The organism is Streptomyces sp. JLBG701, assembly GCF_058544905.1.
In genome coordinates this window covers 2,072,822-2,090,779 of record NZ_CM178588.1, presented here as the reverse complement: position 1 = coordinate 2,090,779, position 17,958 = coordinate 2,072,822, and the positions used below count along the sequence as shown (strand labels likewise).

General features: G+C 72.4%; 16 protein-coding genes. 2 read left to right on the top strand and 14 right to left on the bottom strand.

What is annotated here, in order from left to right; translation table 11 throughout:
- The first annotated feature begins 60 nt into the window (after positions 1 to 60).
- Positions 61 to 447 carry a hypothetical protein gene (locus AC5DRG_RS09575; protein ID WP_491809570.1) on the top strand — a complete coding sequence of 129 codons (387 nt, stop codon included), beginning with the start codon at positions 61 to 63 and terminating at the stop codon, positions 445 to 447.
- Positions 448 to 453: 6 nt separating this feature from the next.
- On the opposite strand, the gene hypE is transcribed toward AC5DRG_RS09575, so the two are convergent.
- The 12 genes from hypE to AC5DRG_RS09515 all read right to left on the bottom strand — a co-directional run bounded on the left by hypE (position 454) and on the right by AC5DRG_RS09515 (position 12,527).
- On the bottom strand, positions 454 to 1,488 hold the full coding sequence (hypE, locus tag AC5DRG_RS09570; RefSeq protein WP_491809569.1) for a hydrogenase expression/formation protein HypE: 1,035 nt from the start codon (positions 1,486 to 1,488) through the stop codon (positions 454 to 456).
- Entirely contained in the window at positions 1,485 to 2,588 is a 1,104-nt protein-coding gene (gene hypD, locus AC5DRG_RS09565; RefSeq protein WP_491809568.1) for a hydrogenase formation protein HypD, read from the bottom strand. The genes hypE and hypD overlap by 4 nt, the downstream gene beginning before the upstream one ends.
- A complete protein-coding gene (locus AC5DRG_RS09560; protein WP_491809567.1) occupies positions 2,585 to 3,205 on the bottom strand; it encodes a CBS domain-containing protein in 621 nt (206 codons plus the stop codon). The genes hypD and AC5DRG_RS09560 overlap by 4 nt, the downstream gene beginning before the upstream one ends.
- Positions 3,198 to 4,571 (bottom strand): Ni/Fe hydrogenase subunit alpha, encoded by a 1,374-nt coding sequence (locus AC5DRG_RS09555; protein WP_491809566.1) that lies wholly within the window; start codon positions 4,569 to 4,571, stop codon positions 3,198 to 3,200. The genes AC5DRG_RS09560 and AC5DRG_RS09555 overlap by 8 nt, the downstream gene beginning before the upstream one ends.
- Positions 4,568 to 5,323 carry an NADH-quinone oxidoreductase subunit B family protein gene (locus tag AC5DRG_RS09550; RefSeq protein ID WP_491809565.1) on the bottom strand — a complete coding sequence of 252 codons (756 nt, stop codon included), beginning with the start codon at positions 5,321 to 5,323 and terminating at the stop codon, positions 4,568 to 4,570. The genes AC5DRG_RS09555 and AC5DRG_RS09550 overlap by 4 nt, the downstream gene beginning before the upstream one ends.
- A gap of 1 nt (position 5,324) precedes the next feature.
- Entirely contained in the window at positions 5,325 to 6,131 is an 807-nt protein-coding gene (locus AC5DRG_RS09545) for an FAD/NAD(P)-binding protein (RefSeq protein WP_491809564.1), read from the bottom strand.
- On the bottom strand, positions 6,128 to 6,592 hold the full coding sequence (locus AC5DRG_RS09540; protein WP_491809563.1) for a Crp/Fnr family transcriptional regulator: 465 nt from the start codon (positions 6,590 to 6,592) through the stop codon (positions 6,128 to 6,130). Before AC5DRG_RS09540 ends, AC5DRG_RS09545 begins: the two co-directional genes overlap by 4 nt.
- Positions 6,589 to 7,731: a 4Fe-4S dicluster domain-containing protein gene (locus AC5DRG_RS09535; protein ID WP_491809562.1), complete on the bottom strand. Its 1,143-nt coding sequence runs from the start codon at positions 7,729 to 7,731 to the stop codon at positions 6,589 to 6,591. The genes AC5DRG_RS09540 and AC5DRG_RS09535 overlap by 4 nt, the downstream gene beginning before the upstream one ends.
- A gap of 239 nt (positions 7,732 to 7,970) precedes the next feature.
- Positions 7,971 to 8,228, bottom strand: a complete 258-nt coding sequence (locus AC5DRG_RS09530) for a HypC/HybG/HupF family hydrogenase formation chaperone (RefSeq protein WP_491809561.1) — start codon at positions 8,226 to 8,228, stop codon at positions 7,971 to 7,973.
- Positions 8,229 to 8,234: 6 nt separating this feature from the next.
- Positions 8,235 to 10,517, bottom strand: a complete 2,283-nt coding sequence (gene hypF / locus AC5DRG_RS09525) for a carbamoyltransferase HypF (RefSeq protein WP_491809560.1) — start codon at positions 10,515 to 10,517, stop codon at positions 8,235 to 8,237.
- The gene (locus AC5DRG_RS09520; RefSeq protein ID WP_491809559.1) at positions 10,514 to 11,005 is read right to left on the bottom strand and encodes a hydrogenase maturation protease; all 492 of its coding nucleotides are present in this window, start codon (positions 11,003 to 11,005) and stop codon (positions 10,514 to 10,516) included. The genes hypF and AC5DRG_RS09520 overlap by 4 nt, the downstream gene beginning before the upstream one ends.
- Positions 11,006 to 11,330: 325 nt before the next feature.
- Positions 11,331 to 12,527 carry an NAD(P)/FAD-dependent oxidoreductase gene (locus AC5DRG_RS09515; protein ID WP_491809558.1) on the bottom strand — a complete coding sequence of 399 codons (1,197 nt, stop codon included), beginning with the start codon at positions 12,525 to 12,527 and terminating at the stop codon, positions 11,331 to 11,333.
- A 186-nt stretch (positions 12,528 to 12,713) separates the two neighbouring features.
- Here AC5DRG_RS09515 and AC5DRG_RS09510 point away from each other — a divergent pair, with 186 nt between their 5' ends.
- Positions 12,714 to 14,339, top strand: a complete 1,626-nt coding sequence (locus AC5DRG_RS09510) for a LuxR C-terminal-related transcriptional regulator (RefSeq protein ID WP_491809557.1) — start codon at positions 12,714 to 12,716, stop codon at positions 14,337 to 14,339.
- A 29-nt stretch (positions 14,340 to 14,368) separates the two neighbouring features.
- Here AC5DRG_RS09510 and AC5DRG_RS09505 read toward each other — a convergent pair whose 3' ends face one another.
- Both AC5DRG_RS09505 and adhE read right to left on the bottom strand, forming a co-directional pair.
- Positions 14,369 to 14,836: a pyridoxamine 5'-phosphate oxidase family protein gene (locus AC5DRG_RS09505; RefSeq protein ID WP_491813003.1), complete on the bottom strand. Its 468-nt coding sequence runs from the start codon at positions 14,834 to 14,836 to the stop codon at positions 14,369 to 14,371.
- A 194-nt stretch (positions 14,837 to 15,030) separates the two neighbouring features.
- The gene (gene adhE / locus AC5DRG_RS09500) at positions 15,031 to 17,706 is read right to left on the bottom strand and encodes a bifunctional acetaldehyde-CoA/alcohol dehydrogenase (protein ID WP_491809556.1); all 2,676 of its coding nucleotides are present in this window, start codon (positions 17,704 to 17,706) and stop codon (positions 15,031 to 15,033) included.
- Positions 17,707 to 17,958 lie beyond the last annotated feature (252 nt).

Sequence of the window (17,958 nt, the reverse complement as noted above, 5' to 3'; positions counted from 1 at the left end):
CGATCGGGCGCCGTTTCGAGGCCATCCGGCCCGGGGCGGACGGTCCCCGCGTGTCAAGTAGTGTCGGCTCCGCCGCCGCGGTGCTGCCTCCTGTGGACCGCCTGGGCGCCCGTCGACGGGAGCCCAGCCGAACAGCGGGCGCATGTCCATGGGCGCTCCCGCGGTTGGGCCGAGGCGTGCCGCCACCACCCGGACGGCACGCTGCTCGCCGGCCGCGACTTCCTCGGCCTCGCCCGCCGGTTCACCGTCCCGCCGCGCAGGCACGGCGCCGGTGCGGGGACTGTCGCCGTGCTGTCCACCTCGTACGGCAGCCGTCCGGACCGGCTGCTGACGGGGCAGGCGCTCCAGCGCGTCCTGCTGTGCGCGGCGGGCCACGGCGTCATGGCGGCCTTCCACACCCAGCCCCTCGAAGTGCTCCTGCACGGCCCGGTCGTCGCCCTGTGGTGACGACGGTCAGCAGATACGGGGCAGTTGCTCCCCGAGCGGCATGTCCACGATGCGCCGCGCGCCGACCAGGGTCCGCAGCGTCACCCGCCCCCGCGGCCCGTCCGGCAGCACCTCGCCGATCCGCACCGCCGCCGCGCCCTCGGCCACCGACCGCATCGCGGCCAGCGCGCCCTCGGCCGCGTCGGCGGCGACGAAGGCGACCAGACAGCCCTCGTTGGCGACGATCAGCGGGTCCAGGCCCAGCAGGTCGCAGGCCGAGGCGACCGCCTCGGGCACGGGGACGGCGCTCTCCTCGATCTCGACGGCGACGGACGAGTCACGGGCGATCTCGTTGAGGGCGGCGGCGAGTCCGCCCCGGGTCGGGTCGCGCAGTACGTGGACGGCGGCGCCGAGCGGTGCCAGAGCGCGTACGAGGCGGTGCAGCGGCCGGGTGTCGGAGGCGATGTCGCTCTCGAAGCCGAGGCCCTCGCGGGTGCTCAGCACGGTCGTGCCGTGCAGCCCGATCGGCCCGGACAGCAGCACGGTGTCCCCGGGGCGGGCCAGCGTGGCGGACGGCTGCAGCGGGCCGTGCCGCTGCCCGATACCGGTGGTGTTGATGAAGAGCTTGTCGGCGGCGCCGTGCCCCACGACCTTGGTGTCCCCGGTGACCACGGGTACACCGGCGTCCTGTGCCGCCTTCCCCAACGAGGCCAGAACAGCCCGGAGTTCGGCCAGCGGCAGACCTTCCTCCACGATGAGGGACACGGACAGCGCCAACGGCCACGCGCCCCGCATGGCGAGATCGTTGACCGTGCCGTGGACGGCGAGGGAGCCGATGTCCCCGCCGGGGAAGAAGAGCGGGCTGACGACGAAGCTGTCGGTGCTGATCACCAGTTCCCGGTAGCCGGGCAGCAGCGCGGCGTCCTCCAAGGGGCCTCCGACGTCGCCGACAGCGGGCAGGACCAGCTGGTCGAGCAGCTCCGCGGTGAGGCGGCCACCGGCGCCGTGGCCAAGGAGCACGACCTCTTCTTCATGCTTCGGGGTGGGGCATTCGATGGTCATGCCGTGCTCCTCGCAGGAGTGCGTCCGGCCGCGTGGAAGGCGGCACAGGTGCCCTCGGACGACACCATGGGCGCGCCCAGGGGATGACGGGGCGTGCAACGGGTGCCGTACGCGGCGCAGTCGGTGGGCAGCTTCGCCCCGGTGAGAATGGCGCCGGCGATGCACTCGGCGTCCTCGACGGGGCACAGTCCCCCCACGTCGAAGCGGCGTGCCGCGTCGAACCGCCGGTACTCCTCGGCCAGTTCGAGCCCACTGTCCGGCAGCGGCCCGATGCCGCGCCACGCCCGGTCGGTGACCCGGAACACCTCGCGGACGGCGTCCTGGGCGTCGGTGTTGCCGGAGCGGCGCACGGCCCGCACGTACTGGTTCTCCACCTCGTACCGCCCGGACTCCAGCTGCCGTACGGCCATGAGGATGCCCTCCAGCAGGTCCAGCGGCTCGAACCCGGTGACCACGATGGGCACCCGGTACCGGGCGGCGATCGGCTCGTACTCGCGCCAGCCCATCACCGCGCACACGTGCCCGGCCGCCAGGAACGCCTGCACCTCGCAGTCCGGGTCGTCGAGCAGCGCGGTCATCGCGGGCGGCACGAGGACGTGGCTGACCAGCATCGAGAAGTTCGTCAGCCCGAGCCGGGCCGCGTGCAGTACCGCCATCGCGTTGGCAGGCGCGGTCGTCTCGAAGCCGACCGCGAGGAAGACCACCTCGCGGTCCGGATGCTCGGCGGCCAGACGTACGGCGTCCATCGGGGCGTAGACGACGCGGACGTCCGCGCCCCGCGCCCGCAGCGACAGCAGGTCGGTGTCCGTGCCGGGCACGCGCAGCATGTCGCCGAAGCTGGTGAGGATCACGCCGGGCCGGGCGGCGATGGCCATGGCCCGGTCCAGGGTCTCCAGCGGGGTCACGCAGACCGGGCAGCCCGGTCCGTGGATCATCCGCATCCCGGCGGGAAGCAGCTCGTCGATGCCCTGGCGGACCAGGGTGTGGGTCTGGCCGCCGCACACCTCCATGATCCGCCAGGGGCGCGTGGCCGTCTCCCTCAGCTCGTCCAGCAGCCGCCGGGCGAGCACGGGATCGCGGTATTCGTCGAGGTACTTCATCGGTGCGTCAGGTCCAGTCGGATGTCGACGACCCCCTCCACGGCCTGTACCGCCCGGGCCACCACGGGGACGAGCGTGCGGTCGGGCATGGTTCCGCCCAGCGTGACCACGCCCTCGGCCACCGACACCGTCAGGGTGGTGGTGACCGGAAGCCGGTTCAGGACGGAGTGCCGTATCTCCTCCGCGATCTCCTCGTCGGAGCGGAGGAAGACCTTGAGCAGGTCGCCACGGCTGACCACGCCCTGCAGGAGGCCGACCCCGTCCACGACGGGCAGCCGCTTCACGTGCCGGCGGGCCATGATGCGGGCGGCCTCGGCGAGCGACGCGTCCGCGTGCACGGTCACGGCCGGCGCGCTCATCAGCTCACCCGCCGTCACACCGGCCGCCTTGGCCCGCTCCGCCAGATCGCCCTCTTCGGTGTCCCGGAACTCCTCCTTGGCCATCAGGTCGGCCTCCGAGACCACCCCCACGACCCGGCCCTCACCGGCCAGCACCGGCAGGGCGCTGACCTTCCACTGGTCGAGCAGCTCGACGATCTCCTTGAAGGGCGCCTCACTGCCGACGGCGACGACGGTGTGCGTCATCACATCGCTCACGGTGTACGGAGATTCAGGCATCGCAGCCTCCCGAAAGGTCTCCCGGGATGTCTCCCGAGGTGCGGACGACCGTCAGGTCGAGGAAATGGGTGGAGCACGAGATACACGGGTCGTGGTTGCGGATCGCCCGCTCGCACAGGGCCGTCAACTCGGCGTCGTCCGGGTCGTGTTCGCCGATGGCCCGCTGGGCCAGCCGCCGCAGGTCGTCCTCGATCGCGCCCTGGTTCTGCGCGGTGGGAGGAACCAGCGAAGCGCTGGTGACGATGCCGTCGGCGTCGAGCTCGTAACGGTGGTAGAGCAGCCCGCGCGGCGCCTCGGTCGCACCGTGCCCGACGCCCGCGACCGGCGGCACCTCCGTGTACGGGCGTGCGGGCGGCTCGTACGCCTCGATGATCCGCAGCGCCTCGTCGACGGCGTACACGGTCTCCACCGCCCGCACCAGGATGGACCGGTACGGATTGCGGCACACGGCGCCCTCGCGCGGATCGCCCAGCCCCGCCTCGACCGCCGCCTGCAGTGCCACCGGCGACAGCAGGTGCCCGCCGACCGCGAACCGGGCGAGCGGGCCGGTGAGGTGCAGCCGCCCGTCGAGCCGAGAGTGCAGCGCGGTCGAGTGGACCACGTGCGTCTCGGTGACGCGGTCGGTGAAGTCCCGCAGCGGGAAGGAGCCGGTGGTGCCGTCGGCCCGCACGAAGGCGGTGATGCCGCTCTCGATGGCGTACGTGTCCGGGGCGGCCAGCGCGAGGAGGTCGGCGTCGGTGTGGGCGTCCGGGAAGTCGAGGCCGGCCACCCAGCGCACGGTCTCCCATGCGTCGTCGAGTGCCTGCTTCAACTCCTCGGCGAGCGGCCGTAGTTCGGCGCGCGTCGGCGCCCGGTGGAAGCCGCCGAGGCGCACGTTCACCGGGTGCACGGCCCGCCCGCCGAGCAGCTCCATCAGGGCGTTGCCCGCCTTCTTCAGCCTGAGCCCCCGTTCGACCTCGGCCCGGTGCGTGCGCGCCAGGTCGATCGCGCTCGGGCGGCCCAGGAAGTCCGGTGCGTGCAGGAGGTAGATGTGCAGGGCATGGCTCTCGATCCACTCGCCGCAGTACAGCAGCCGTCGCAGATCACGGATCACCGGATCGACTCTCACCCCGCAGGCGTCCTCGATCGCCGCGCACGCGCTCATCTGGTACGCCACCGGGCAGATCCCGCACACCCGGGCCGTGATGTCCGGCGGCTCGGTGTACGACCGGCCGCGCAGGAACGCCTCGAAGAAGCGCGGCGGCTCGTAGATCTCCAGCCGCGCCTCGGTGACCGTGCCGTCGTGGACATGCAGGCGCAGCGCGCCCTCGCCCTCGACCCGGGAGAGCGAGCCGACGTGCAGCACACGGGATCCGCGGTGGGTCACTTCCTCAACTCCTTGTCGAATGCGGCGGCGTTGAAGGTGTGCAGGAACCGCTCGACGGCGTCCTCGTCGAGGCCGTCGCGGCGCAGCAGAGGGATCAGCGCGGGCAGGTTCACCGACCCGGACGGGCCGAAGCAGCCGAAGCAGCCACGCTGATACGCCGGGCAGAGCGCCCCGCATCCGGCGTGTGTGACCGGGCCGAGGCAGGGGGTGCCGTGGGCGACGGTGACGCAGACCGTGCCGCGCCGCTTGCACTCGAAGCACACGCTGTTGTTCGGGATGTCGGGCTTGCGGCCGGCGAGGAACGCGGTGATCACTTCGAGGAGCTGGCGCCGGTCGATCGGGCAGCCGCGCAGCTCGAAGTCGACGTCCACATGGGCCGATACGGGGGTGGAGGTGGCGAGCGTGGAGATGTACTCGGGGCGGGCGTAGACCGTGCGCCGGTACTCGTTGACGTCCGCGAAGTTCCTGAGGGCCTGGATGCCGCCGGCCGTCGCGCACGCGCCGATCGTCACCAGGTGGCGGGATGCGGCGCGGATGGAGCGGACTCGTTCGGCGTCCCCGGGCGTGGTGACCGAGCCCTCGACCAGGGACAGGTCGTACGGGCCGGGCGCCACCGCGCTGGTCGCCTCCAGGAAGTGCGCGATCTCCACCTTGCCCGCCAGCGCCAGGAGTTCGTCCTCGCAGTCCAGCAGGGTGAGCTGGCAGCCGTCGCAGGAGGCCAGTTTGAACACGGCGAGCGTGGGCGTGCTCATCTCACAACTCCCTTACGGACAGCAGGGGTTCGGCCTGGTCCCAGCCGACGACCGGTCCGTCCCGGCACACCAGCAGTGGACCGAGCTGGCAGTGCCCGCAGTGTCCGGTCGCGCAGCGCATGTTCCGCTCCAGCGAGACCCGGATCCGGTCCCCCCGGACACCGCGCTGAGCGAGCTCTCGGGCGGTGGCGCGGATCATCGGCTCGGGGCCGCAGACGAAGGCCCAGGTGTCGGCCGGCTCGAAGGGCGCCCGGCCGAGGAGCTGGGTGACCACGCCGACATCCCCGCGCCAGGTCGTGTCGGGCCAGTCGACCGTCACCCCGGTGTACGCCGTCGGCCAGCTCTCCGTCTCCATCCGGCCGATCAGCTCGCCCGGAGTGCGCGCCCCGATGAGCACGCTGAGCCGGCCGTACGCCTCCCGTTCGGCCAGCGCGCTCAGGATCAGCGGCCTCACCGGGGCGTACCCGATACCCCCGGCCACCACCAGCACGTCGTGCCCGCGGGCCTGCTCGAGCCCCCAGCTCGTGCCGTACGGGCCGCGCAGGCCGAGGACATCACCGACCCGGGCCGCGCACAGGCCGTCGGAGACCGCGCCCACGCTGCGGATGGTGTGGGCCAGGCCGCCCGTGGACTGGACCGAACTCACCGACAGCGGGATCTCACCGCGACCGAAGCAGTGCACCATCGCGAACTGCCCCGGCGCGAAGTCTTCCAGCGAATCGGCGACCGGGTCGAGCCGCAGCGTGACCGACTCCTCGGTCTCCCGCCGGCGGTCGACCACGAGGTAGGGGACCGGAACAGCGGTCATCGCACACCGCCGCTCGTGGATGCGCCGTACAGGTCGACCAGCCGGGCGCGGGCGGCGTTGAGCCGATGGGACAGCACGCGGCCGACCCAGCGTCCGATCGCCCTGCCGAACTCGGCATCGTCGTCGCACATCCGGCGGACGGCGACGGCATCGAACTCGTGTGCCCACAGCGGGGTCATCGCCACGGCGCCCAGCTGCCACGCATACGGCTCGAACAGCCAGGAGCAGCCCACGAGATCACCCTCGCCGACGGTCTCGATCACCGGCGTGCGATGGCCGGGGACGTGCATGTCGAGGGCGACCGTGCCGTCGCGGACGATCCAGAAGCGGTCGGCGCGTGCACCCTCCTCGAAGAGCCGGGCGTCCTGGTGGAGGTGGACCTCGCGGCCGACGCGCAGGAGCCGGTCCCGGTGCTCGGGCGGCAGAGCGTGCGTCAGGCTGAGGGTGATCGAGGGAGTCATCGCTCCGTCTCCGTCTCGAATTCGGCGTGCAGCGCGGCGACTTCCTCCGTTATGTCGATGCCGGCCGGGCACCAGGCGATGCACCGCCCGCAGCCGACGCACCCGGAGCTGCCGAACTGGTCGTGCCAGGTGGACAGTTTGTGGGTGAGCCACTGCCGGTAGCGGGCACGCCCCGAAGCGCGGACCGAGCCCTCGTGCAGATACGAGAAGTCCAGGTCGAAGCAGGAGTCCCAGCGCTGCCAGCGCTCGGTGTGGTCACCGGTGAGGTCGGTGACCTCCTCGGTGGTCGTGCAGAAGCAGGTGGGGCACACCATCGTGCAGTTGCCGCAGGTCAGACAGCGGGCGGCGACGTCGTCCCAGCGCTCGGCCTCCAGGCTCGCGCCGAGCAGCGCACGCAGGCCGACCGGGGGGAGCGCTCGCCCCATGCGGTCGCGGGCGGCGGCCACCGAGGCGTGGGCGGTGTCCTCCGTGACCGTGTCACCGGCGCGGTGGGGTACCTGGTCCAGCAGCTCGGCGCCCTCCTCGCTGCCGACGCGGACGAGGAAGCGGTGCCCGCCTTCGTCCACCACCTCGGTCAGCGCGAGGTCGTAGCCGGGGTCGGCCGCGGGCCCGCCGCCGGTGGAGACGCAGAAGCAGGTCGCACCGGGCTCGGTGCACTCGGCGGCGATCAGTAGCGCCTTGGACCGGCGCTTCCCGTAGCCGGTGTCCTCGTACCGCCCGCCGGTCAGCACGCGATCCTGGATCGCGATGGCCCGCAGGTCGCAGGGCCGGACGCCGAGGAAGGCGTACGAGGGCGCCTCGGGCTCGTGCGCGGTGAAGACGGGACCGGTTCCCTCCGGCGTGCGGTCGGCGCTCCACAGCCGCTCCCGCGACGGGTGCAGGTAGGACTTCCAGGACTGCGGACCCGCGCTGTGCGCGAAGGCGGCCCCGTCCTCGCGAGGGACGAGCCGGTAGCGTCCGGCGTCCAGTTCGACACCCCAGCCGTAGGGGAGCTCGGCCGCCGACGTCAGCTCGGCCAGCACGATCGCCCCGTCGCGCACGGTCGGCCCGACGACGGTCCGTCCCCGCGCCACCAGCGTCGCGACGAGGGCGTCCAGCCCGTCCTGGTCGAGCACGGCCGGGGCTGCGGTGGCGGTCATGACGGTCCTCCTGGTCCGAGGTGGCTCCGTTCTCCTCCACCGTCAGCTTCCGACTCCGGTTGGCACGTACGGCAGGGGCTGACCGGCCCTGTTGACGGGCCGACCGGGTCCTTTGGAGGCGCCGGGACTACGGCGCCCCGTCAGGGGCGCGGGGAACTGCGCGCTCAGCCCCCTGCGACCCGCGGTCCAAAAGTCGGCCTGCACCGGAACGGCGCTGGGCCGGCCCTCCAAGCCGAGCGTCACGGCAGAGGCTCGCCCAGTTCGCCCTCGACCGCGTCCGCCATCGCCCGCAGCACGTCGAGCGTCCTGTGCGCTTCCGCCTCGTCGACCAGCGTGATCGCGAAGCCGACGTGCACGATGACGTACGAGCCGATGTCCGCCTCGGGCGTGCAGCTGAGGCAGGCCTCGCGCCGTATGCCGCCGAAGTCGACGGTGGCCATGCGCAGTCCGGCGTCGTCGTGGATCTCCAGGACCCGGCCCGGGATGCCCAGACACATACGCGTTCACTCCTCCTCGGCGAGCCGGGCGGCGGCGACCGCCGCCTGGCCGTAGCTGATGCCGCCGTCCCCGACCGGGACCTGACCGCCGACCAGTACTCGCAGCCCCTGCGCGTGCAGCCGGCGCTTGACCTCGGTGAGCAGCCTGCGGTTGACGAAGCAGCCGCCGCCGAGGCACACCGTGCGCGGCGCGCCCTCGGCCACGGCCCGCGCGGCGAGGTCCGCGGTGACGATCGCGAGCGTGAGGTGGAAGGCCGCGGCCAGCCGGGCCACCGGCTCGCCGCCCAGCTGCCGCGCCAGCAGGTCGGCCAGGGTCGGCGCGGGGTCGTACACCCACAGGCCCCGCACCCGCACGACGCGGTGGGCGAGTGGTACGGCGTGCTCGTCGCCCGCCGCCGCTTCGAGCAGCACCGCCGCCTCGCCCTCGTAGCTGACCCGGTCGGCGAGGCCCAGCAGCGAGGCGACGGTGTCGAAGAGCCGTCCGGCGCTGGACGCGCGCGGGCAGTTGACGTCCCGGGCGATCATGGCGCGCACGGCGGCGACCTCGGCGGGGTCCAGCCGGTCGGTGAAGGCCCGGGTGAGCCACGGGTAGGGGCGCGGGGAGCCCAGCGGTTCGCCGCCGAACAGATGGCCGAGGGCCGTGCGGGAGGGATGGCGTACCGCCGCGTCGCCGCCGGGCAGGGGCGCGGTCGCGAACCTGCCCACGCGACGGTAGCCGCTCATCGTGGCGACGAGGATCTCGCCGCCCCACAGGGTGCCGTCGTCGCCCAGCCCGAGCCCGTCGTAGGCAACGCCGAGGAACGGGCCCCGTACGCCGTGCTCGGCCGCGCAGGCGGCCACGTGCGCGTGGTGGTGCTGCACCGCGATACGGCGCAGCGGCTGCGCCAGCGCCCACTGCGTGGACAGGTAGTCGGGGTGCAGATCATGGGCGAGGACCTGCGGCTCGATGCCGGTGAGCACCTTGAGGTGGTCGTACGACGCCCGGAACGCCTCGAACGTCGCCAGATCGGCCAGGTCGCCGGTGTGCGGGCCGAGGTGGGCGCGGCCGTCGGCGGCCAGCGTGAATGTGTGCTTCAGCTGGGCGCCCACCCCGGCGACCGGCCCCCGCACGTCGAGCGGCAACGGCGCCGGGGCCAGGCCGCGGGCCCGGCGGACGGTGACCCGGGTCCGCCCGGTGAACTGCACCACCGAGTCGTCGTAGCGGGAGCGGATCGGCCGGTCGTGCGTGAGGAAGCCGTCCGCGACACCGGCCAGGGTACGGCGGGCCTCGGCGTCGTCGAGGGCGATGGGCTCGTCGGTGAGGTTGCCGCTGGTGACCACAAGGGGCCGGGCGAGTTCGTCGAGGAGGAGGTGGTGCAGGCCGGTCGTGGGCAGGAACAGGCCGACGCGGCTCAGGCCGGGATGCACCTCGCGCGCCAGTGGAGGAGTGCCGCGCCACCGGCTTCGGGCGAGCAGCACCACGGGACGCTCCGGAGACGTCAGGGCCCGCAGTTCCGCGGCGCCGATCCGGGCAAGCCGGGCCGCCGACTCCACGTCCCGGACCATCACGGCGAACGGTTTCGCCGGACGGTGCTTGCGCCGCCGCAGCTCCGCCACGGCCCGCGGATCGCCCGCGTCGCACACCAGCTGATAGCCGCCGAGCCCCTTCAGTGCCACGATCCCGCCCGCTTCGACGGCCTTGACCGCCGCCCGCAGTGCCTCCTCGCCACGAAGCTCCTCCCAGGCCAGTCGCGGCCCGCAGACGGGGCAGGCGACGGGTTCGGCGTGGAAGCGCCGGTCGGCGGGATCGCCGTACTCCGCCGCGCAGTTCGCGCACAGGGGGAACCGGCGCATCGTCGTGCGGTCCCGGTCGTAGGGCAGGTCCTCGATGATCGTGGCGCGCGGTCCGCAGTCGGTGCAGTTGATGAACGGGTAGCGGTGGCGCCGGTCGCGGGGGTCGCGCAGTTCGCGCAGGCAGGCGGCGCAGATCGCCGCGTCGGGCGGGATCTCGCGCGGGCCGGCGTGACCGGGTGCGCTGTGGCGCACGCGGAAACCGGGGTCGTACGCCTGCTGCCGCGGGCTCTGGGTCAGCAGCACGCGGCGCACCCGGGCGAGGGCCGGCGCGGCGTCCCGCAGACGCGCCGCGAACTCCTCGATCGCGCGGGGCGGTCCGGCGACCTCGCCCTCCACGTGGCCGTTGACGTTGGCCACCCAGCCGTCCAGGCCGAGCGCGGCCGCGGTGCGGTAGACGAACGGGCGGAAGCCGACGCCCTGGACGATTCCCTCCACGTGGAAGTGCCGCACGGTCATGCCCGCCCCCTGGCTGCCACGATCTCGTCCTCGACGGCGTCGGCGAGCGGATCCACGGCGTCCGCGACGGCGGGGGAGAGCCCGGTGCCGAACGAACCGTCGGCGCCTTCCACGGCGTACACGACGAGGCGGTCCGGCATGAGCCCCAGCACCCCGGCGAGTTCGACCGCCTCGCCGAGGCCCAGCCCGTGCGAGCTGGTGGACTGTGGATGGGCGAAGTGCCCGGCGTCGAGTTCGAGGCGGTGCACGCGCCCGGGGGTTCCCGGGTGGGCGTGGGCGGCGTCCACGACCACGGCCAGCGAGACGCCCTCCCACAGTCCGATCAGTCGGCCGGGGTCGCCGTCGCAGGTGGCGAGCACGGTGTCCGGCGGCAGCGGCCGCTCGTCGGCCCGCTCGCGCAGCCGGGCGACCACGGCCCAGCCCACGCCGTCGTCGCGCCGGAACTCGTTGCCGACGCCGACGACGGCGATCCGCGTGCGCGCTCTCATGCCTCTCACGGTGCGCTGCCGTGCTCCAGCTCCACAGGGGCCGAACGACCCAGGCGCGAGGGCCGATCGTCCCCGGGACCCGGACGGCGGCGGACCGGCGTGCCTCGTGAGCCACTGGCTGTCTCATTCGCCGCCCTGTGACAGCCGAGGGCCGGTTTCAAGAGCCGTGAGAAGCGCCACGTCAGGACGGCACGACCGCGACCGGGCACTGGACGTGCCGCAAACAGGTCGTGAACGGTCGAGATGGTCGTGGCGCGTCGGCCGGCCACCGTCTTGCTCCTGTGAGGGGAACGGCGTCGCCGAGACACCCTGCGGCCGCCGCTTCTTACCAGGTGCGGCCGGTGATCCTCTCGACGTTTTCCGGCGCGAAGAACTCCTGGACCGGCACGGTTGCGGCGATCACGCCGAAGAACCGGCTGGTCTGCTCAGGATTGCCGCGCAGTGCCCAGAACAGCTCCTGCATCTGCTGCGGCGCGGGTTCCAGGGTGGCGAGTTCGCAGGTGAACTCGTACAGCGACAGCGTTGCCTCGTTGCGTGTGCGTTCGTAGCGGGCGAGCGCCTCGTCCAGGTCGCGGCGGCCGGAGAAGCCGTCGTCGATGGCCTCGGCGAGCAGCGTCGCGTCGCGGAACGCATCGGTGATGCCCTGGGCGGTGATCGGGTCCTTGTGGTACCCGGCATCGCCCGCGAGCGCCCAGCCGGGCCCGTACGGCTTGCGGTAGTAGCCCGGGAGGTCGGCGGTCCCGACGAATCGCGTCTCGCGGTGCGCCGCCGCCAGGCGTTCGGCGAAGGAGGGGCCCAACTCGGCGATCGTGCCGAGGAAGTTGCCCTCGATGTCGCGCCGGAACTCGTGGAAGCGCCCGTGCGGCCAGTTGAGCACGACGCAGGTCAGGCCGTCGTTGGTGGGGATCGCGCCCCACATGGCGCCCGGCCGGTCGTACGCCTCGACACCCGAGGTGGGCAAGCCGCTCCAGTAGGCGTAGTAGCCGCACGACACGCGCGGCCTCTCGTGGTACGCCGGGGCGTCCACGCTACGGGCGACGAGCGAGTGCAGGCCGTCGGCGCCGACCACCATCCGGGCGTGCTCCACGGTCGCCGAGCCGGGCCCACCGCGGATCCCGGTCACCCGCCCGTCCTCGTCACGGACGAGCTCATGGACGGGGAACCCCTCGCGCACTTCGGCGCCCGACGCCCGCGCGGCCTCGACGAGGACCGTGTCGAGCACGGTCCGTCGCGGTGCCAGGCTGGGCACGCCATCGAACGGCAGCAGCGGAGCGTCGAGCGCGAACTCCCCGACGTCGAACCGCATCCGGTCGATCGGCGGGCAACCCGAGGCCACGATCGCGTCCAGCAGTCCCCAGTCGCGCAGCTTCGCGACGGCGGGCTCGTGCAGCCAGTGGGTCGACATGGTGTCGCTCGGGAAACCCGCCCGGTCGACGACGAGCACACGATGGCCCGCGCGGGCCAGCAGCATGCCGGTCGCCGAGCCGGCGCACCTGGCCCCCACGATGATCACGTCGTGCATCGCCGTGCCCCTCTCGCTGATTCCTCTGACACCGGTGGAACTGAGAGCAGGATCGGGTGGCGAGGACGGCGCGAGCATGGGTGCGCGCACCTATTCCGTCACGGACTCACGAAGTTGCGTGCTCCGGGGCGGCGCGGGCATCCCGGGTGCGACGCTGTGGGGAACGGGACAGGGCGGAGGGACTCCGTGGCGCAGGCATCGATCACCGAAGGACAAGCGGCGCTTGAGCGAGGGGACTGGACGGCGGCACAGTCGTTCTTCGCCGAGGCCCTGGCGCAGGAGGAGACGCCCGACGCGCTGTATGGGCTGGCGCGGTCGACGGACTGGCTGGGCGACTACGAGGCTGCGATCGATCTGTACGAGCGGGCGTTCACCGGATTCCGGGCGCGGGGTGAGACCCGACTGCCGGCCCGCATCGCCGGACGCGAACTCCCCTTCCTCTACATCGCCGTGCACGGCAACCTCGCCGCGTCGAACGGCTGGATGGAGCGGGCCGGGACCCTGCTGGAGGAGGCCGGCGACTGCCCGGAGCGCGGCTGGGTGGAGCTGACGCGCTCCCTGGCCACCGACGATCCGGAGCAGAAGGAGCGGCACGTCCGGACGGCGATGGAGATCGCCGAGCGGTTCGGCGACACCGACCTGGCCTTCGACGCGCTCGGCGCCCGGGGCACCTGCATGGTCATGCGGGGCCAGGTCGCGGAGGGGATGCGCCGGCTCGACGAGGCGGTGACCGCGGCCAGCAGCGGCGAGGTGCGCGACGGCCAGACCGTCGGTGAGATCTACTGCAAGATGCTGCTGTGCTGCGAGTTGGCCCTCGACGTGCGCCGCGCGCAGCAGTGGATGGCGGTCGCGGAGGCGTTCGCCCGGCGCTCGAACTACCTTCCCGTGTCGGCGATCTGCCGCATGTACTACGGCGGGATCCTCACGGCCGCCGGGAGGTGGACGGAGGCGGAGATCCAGCTGACCATGTCCGCGCAGATCTACACCGGCGCGTACCCCGCGATGCGTTCCGGCGCCGTCGTCCGCCTCGCCGACCTGCGGGTACGGCAGGGCCGACTGGACGAGGCGGCGCAGCTGCTGGCGGGCTACGAGTGGGACTCCTACGCGGTGCAGCCGCTGGCCCGCCTGCACCTCGCCCGGGGCGAGACCGAGGTCGCCACCACGCTTCTGCGCCGCTTCCTGGACCGGGTGGGCGAACACGTGCTGCACGCCCCGGTACTCGCGCTCCTCGCCGAAATCGAGGTGGCGGCGGGACGGCTGGAGGAAGCCCGGTCGGTGTGCGCCCGCCTTGGCATGATGGCGGACCGGGCCCAGCGCCCGCACATGCGGGCGCTGGCCGAGTACACCGCGGGCCTCGCCTGCGCGTCGGCCGGGGAACCAACCGCCCTGGGCCATCTGGAGCAGGCGCTCGCCGCCTTCGCCTCGGCCGGCCTGCCGCTGGAGGAGGCCAGGACCCGACTGGCGATAGCCCGCACCGTGGCCGCCACCGAGCCGGAGGTGGCCCGTGCGGAGGCACGTGCCGCGCTGACAGCATTCGAACAAATGACCGCGGCCCCGGACGCCGACGCGGCGGCGAGCCTGCTGCGCAACCTCGGCAGTCCGGGCCGTGCCTGGCCCCGGATCGGCGGCACACTCACCAAACGGGAGTCTGAGGTGCTGCGGCTGGTCGCCGAGGGGCTGTCGAACGAGCAGATCGCCCAGCGGCTCTACATCAGCAAGCGCACGGTGGAACACCACGTCGGCAGCATCCTCGGCAAGCTCGGGCTCTCAACCCGGGCCGAGGCCCTGGCCTATGCCGTCCGTCGCGGCTGAGGCTTGAACCTGTCGGCAGGAGCGGGGGTTCAGACGTCGGCCGGCTGATCCACGTCGGTGAGTAGAACGCCGGTGACCAGATCGGGGCGGATGCGGACCGTGTAGTCCATGGTCTGCTGCTGCACCCAGGGGTGCAGCAGCGCCTGGTAGCGGGCCAGTTCCAGCGGGTCGGTCACCAGGTGGGCGTAGCCGGTGGCCACGACGCTCCAGCCGAGGTGGGTGTCCGGGTCGATGGCGTCGGCTTCGTAGGCGACGACGACGCCGGGCAGGCCGGCCCTGCGGGTGTACGAGGTGAGTGCCGCGCCCTCGTGGGTGCGGATGACGATGTCGCCCTCGTCCAGCAGGTGGTTGACCGGGCGGACGGTCGGCAGTGCGTGCCGGGTGAAGACGATCCTCCCCAGGGACACGCTGCCGAGCAGCCGCAGGGCTTCGGCGCTGTCGAGCTCGACGCTCCGGCGCGGCCCGGGGGAGGCCGCGTGGCCGTTGTGGATTCCCATGACCAACTTCCGTACGGACTCGTCGCTCACTTCATGCCTCCGGTTACGGCACCCGTGCTGTCCCTTCGGCGGCTTGTCGTACCGCCAGGGTGGGGCGGCGGGGTCGTGGGCAGGGCCCCAGTGGGTCGATCAGGAGCATCGGTTCGGTCTCGCCTCGCTGGGGATGTCCGGCCCATGCCGCCGTCCGACCGGTCCTACTCGCCAGGCATGTCGACCGGTCCGTAGTAGGCCGCCCGCATGAGCTGCTGCATGTCGTCGAGCATGGGCATGCGCGGGTTGGCGGGGGCGCACTGGTCCTCGTAGGCGTTGAGGGATTGCTGCGGCAGGGCGTCGAGGAAGGCGCGCTCGTTGACGTCGAGGGCCCGGAAGGATGGCTCGATGCCGACGGTGTCCCGCAGCCGTTCGACCGCGGTGGCGAGGGATTCGACGCCCTCGACCGGGGATGTGGCGGGCAGGCCCAGCGTGCGGGCGATGTCCTGGAAACGTTCCGGGGCGCGGTAGTTCTCGTACTTGGGCCAGCCGGTGAGCTTGGTCGGGACGGTGCCGTTGTAGCGGATGACGTGCGGCAGCAGGATCGCGTTGGTGCGGCCGTGGGCGATGTGGAAGGTGGCGCCGAGGGTGTGGGACATGGCGTGGACGATGCCGAGGAAGGCGTTGCCGAAGGCCATGCCCGCGATGGTGCCGGCGTTGTGCATCTTCTCCCGCGCCTCGGCGCTGTCCGCACGGTTGTTCACCGCGGCGTCGAGGTTGTCGAAGATGAGCCGGATGGCGTGCAGGGCGGGGCCGTCGGTGAAGTCGTTGGCGTACACGGACACATACGCCTCGATGGCGTGGGTGAGGGCGTCGAAGCCGCTGTCGGCGGCCAGCGCCGGGGGCAGGTCGGCGGTCAGCAGCGGGTCGACGATGGCCACGCTGGGCGTGAGCGCGTAGTCGGCCAGCGGGTACTTCTTGCCGGTGGCGGGGTCGGAGATGACCGCGAACGGGGTGACTTCGGCGCCGGTCCCGGAGGTGGTGGGGATGCACACCAGGCGGGCGAGCTTGCCGAGGACGGGGAAGCGGAAGGCGCGCTTGCGGATGTCGGAGAACTTCTGCCGCATGTCGGCGAAGTCGAGGTCTTTGCCCGCGGCCTGCTGCTCGTACAGCAGCCACATCACCTTCGCCGCGTCCATCGGCGAGCCGCCGCCGAGCGCGATGATCGTGTCCGGGCGGAAGTCCCGCATGAGGCGGGCGCCGCGCTGGACGGAGTCGATGCTGGGCTCCGGCTCGACGCTGTCGATGATCTGCAGCGTCACGGGCTCGGGGCGGCGTTGCAGGACTCGGCCTATGCGGTCGACGAAGCCGAGTCGGGTCATGGTCGCGTCGGTGACGATGGTGACGCGGTGGACGTCCGGCATGGAGGCGAGGTAGCGGATGGACCCCGGCTCGAAGTAGATCTTCGGCGGGACCTTGAACCACTGCAGGTTGTTGTGGCGGGTGGTGACCCGCTTGATGTTCAGCAGCTGGGCGGCGGAGACGTTGTTGGACACCGACGTGCTGCCCCAGGAGCCGCAGCCGAGGGTCAGCGACGGCAGCAGGCTGTTGTAGATACCGCCGATGGCACCCTGCGAGGAGGGCGCGTTGACGATGACCCGTACCGTCTTCATGCGGGTGCCGTACGCCTCTGCCAGCGCCGTGTCCTCGGTGTGGATGACGGCGGTGTGGCCCTGGCCGTGGAAGGCGACCATGTCAGCGGCCAGGTCGAAGCCCTGCTGTGCGGAGCCGGCCCGCAGCACGGCGAGGACCGGGCAGAGCTTCTCGCGGGTCAACGGCTCGTCCGGGCCCACGCGTTCGGCCTCGACCAGGATGAGCGAGGTGCCCTCGGGCACGCTGAAGCCGGCCTGCTCGGCGATCCACGCCGGGCTCTGTCCCACGGCCGCGGCGTTGACCTTGGGCTCGCAACCCGCGCCGGCGGCCTGGCCGGTGGGGAAGAGGAACGCCTCCAGCCTGGCCTTCTCCTCGGCTGTGGCGAGGTGGGCGTGCAGGGTGCGGAACTCGGCCAGGGCGGCGTCGTAGATCTCGGTGTCCAGGATGACGGCCTGTTCGGAGGCGCAGATCATGCCGTTGTCGAAGGACTTGGACAGCACCAGGTCGTTGACCGCGCGGCGCAGCTTGGCGCTCTTGTGTACATACGCGGGGACGTTGCCGGCGCCGACGCCGAGCGCGGGCTTGCCGGCCGAGTACGCGGCCTTCACCATCGCGTTGCCGCCGGTCGCCAGGATCAGCGACACCCCCGGGTGGTGCATCAGCGCGCCGGTCGCCTCGATCGACGGCGTCTCGATCCACTGCACGCAGTGCTCCGGCGCCCCGGCGGCGACGGCCGCGTCGCGCACGATGCGGGCCGCCTGAGCGCTGCACCGCTGGGCGGAGGGGTGGAAGGCGAATACGACGGGGTTGCGGGTCTTCAGCGCCATGAGGGCCTTGAAGATCGTGGTGGAGGTCGGGTTGGTGACGGGCGTGACCGCGCACACGACGCCGACCGGTTCGGCGATCTCGATCACGTCGTCGATGTCGTCGCGGGCTATGACACCGACGGTCTTCATGGGGCCCATGCTGTGCGTGACGTGCTCGCACGCGAACATGTTCTTGGCGGCCTTGTCCTCGAAGAGGCCGCGCCCGGTCTCCTCCACCGCGAGCAGGGCCAGCGCGGTGTGCTGGTCGAGGGCGGCGACCGAGGCCTTCTTCACGATGTGGTCGACCTGCTCCTGCGTCAGCACCTCGTAGTCGGAGAGCGCCTTCAGCCCGTTCGTGACCAGTCGGTCCACCGCGATGGAGGTCTCGGACGGCGCGCCGCCAGGGGCGGCGGTTCGGGTTCGGGCGTCCTGTTTGGTCATGGGGATTGCGCCTCCGTCGTCGAGGTCATGGCGGGTGGACCGGCAACTTGCGGTGTGGGAAGCGGCACCGCGAGGGATCGGTACCGCTCCCAATACCACCGTCTCTCGGACGGGAGCTGCCACCCAGGCGCCGAAGGTCCCAGCCGGGGCCCGACCGGCCCCGGGTTGCCGGGGCCGGTCGGCAGCCGACGTCGAGCGTGCCGGGTCAGCCAGGTCTGCCCCGCGCTGCAGCAACCAGCAACCAGCAACCAG

Coding starts and splice junctions, on each gene's coding strand:
- hypE (WP_491809569.1), bottom strand. CDS start 1,488: ATGACCATCGAATGCCCCACCCCGAAGCATGAAGAAGAGGTCGTGCTC.
- hypD (WP_491809568.1), bottom strand. CDS start 2,588: ATGAAGTACCTCGACGAATACCGCGATCCCGTGCTCGCCCGGCGGCTG.
- AC5DRG_RS09560 (WP_491809567.1), bottom strand. CDS start 3,205: ATGCCTGAATCTCCGTACACCGTGAGCGATGTGATGACGCACACCGTC.
- AC5DRG_RS09550 (WP_491809565.1), bottom strand. CDS start 5,323: ATGAGCACGCCCACGCTCGCCGTGTTCAAACTGGCCTCCTGCGACGGC.
- AC5DRG_RS09545 (WP_491809564.1), bottom strand. CDS start 6,131: ATGACCGCTGTTCCGGTCCCCTACCTCGTGGTCGACCGCCGGCGGGAG.
- AC5DRG_RS09540 (WP_491809563.1), bottom strand. CDS start 6,592: ATGACTCCCTCGATCACCCTCAGCCTGACGCACGCTCTGCCGCCCGAG.
- AC5DRG_RS09535 (WP_491809562.1), bottom strand. CDS start 7,731: ATGACCGCCACCGCAGCCCCGGCCGTGCTCGACCAGGACGGGCTGGAC.
- AC5DRG_RS09530 (WP_491809561.1), bottom strand. CDS start 8,228: ATGTGTCTGGGCATCCCGGGCCGGGTCCTGGAGATCCACGACGACGCC.
- hypF (WP_491809560.1), bottom strand. CDS start 10,517: ATGACCGTGCGGCACTTCCACGTGGAGGGAATCGTCCAGGGCGTCGGC.
- AC5DRG_RS09520 (WP_491809559.1), bottom strand. CDS start 11,005: ATGAGAGCGCGCACGCGGATCGCCGTCGTCGGCGTCGGCAACGAGTTC.
- AC5DRG_RS09515 (WP_491809558.1), bottom strand. CDS start 12,527: ATGCACGACGTGATCATCGTGGGGGCCAGGTGCGCCGGCTCGGCGACC.
- AC5DRG_RS09505 (WP_491813003.1), bottom strand. CDS start 14,836: ATGGGAATCCACAACGGCCACGCGGCCTCCCCCGGGCCGCGCCGGAGC.
- adhE (WP_491809556.1), bottom strand. CDS start 17,706: ATGACCAAACAGGACGCCCGAACCCGAACCGCCGCCCCTGGCGGCGCG.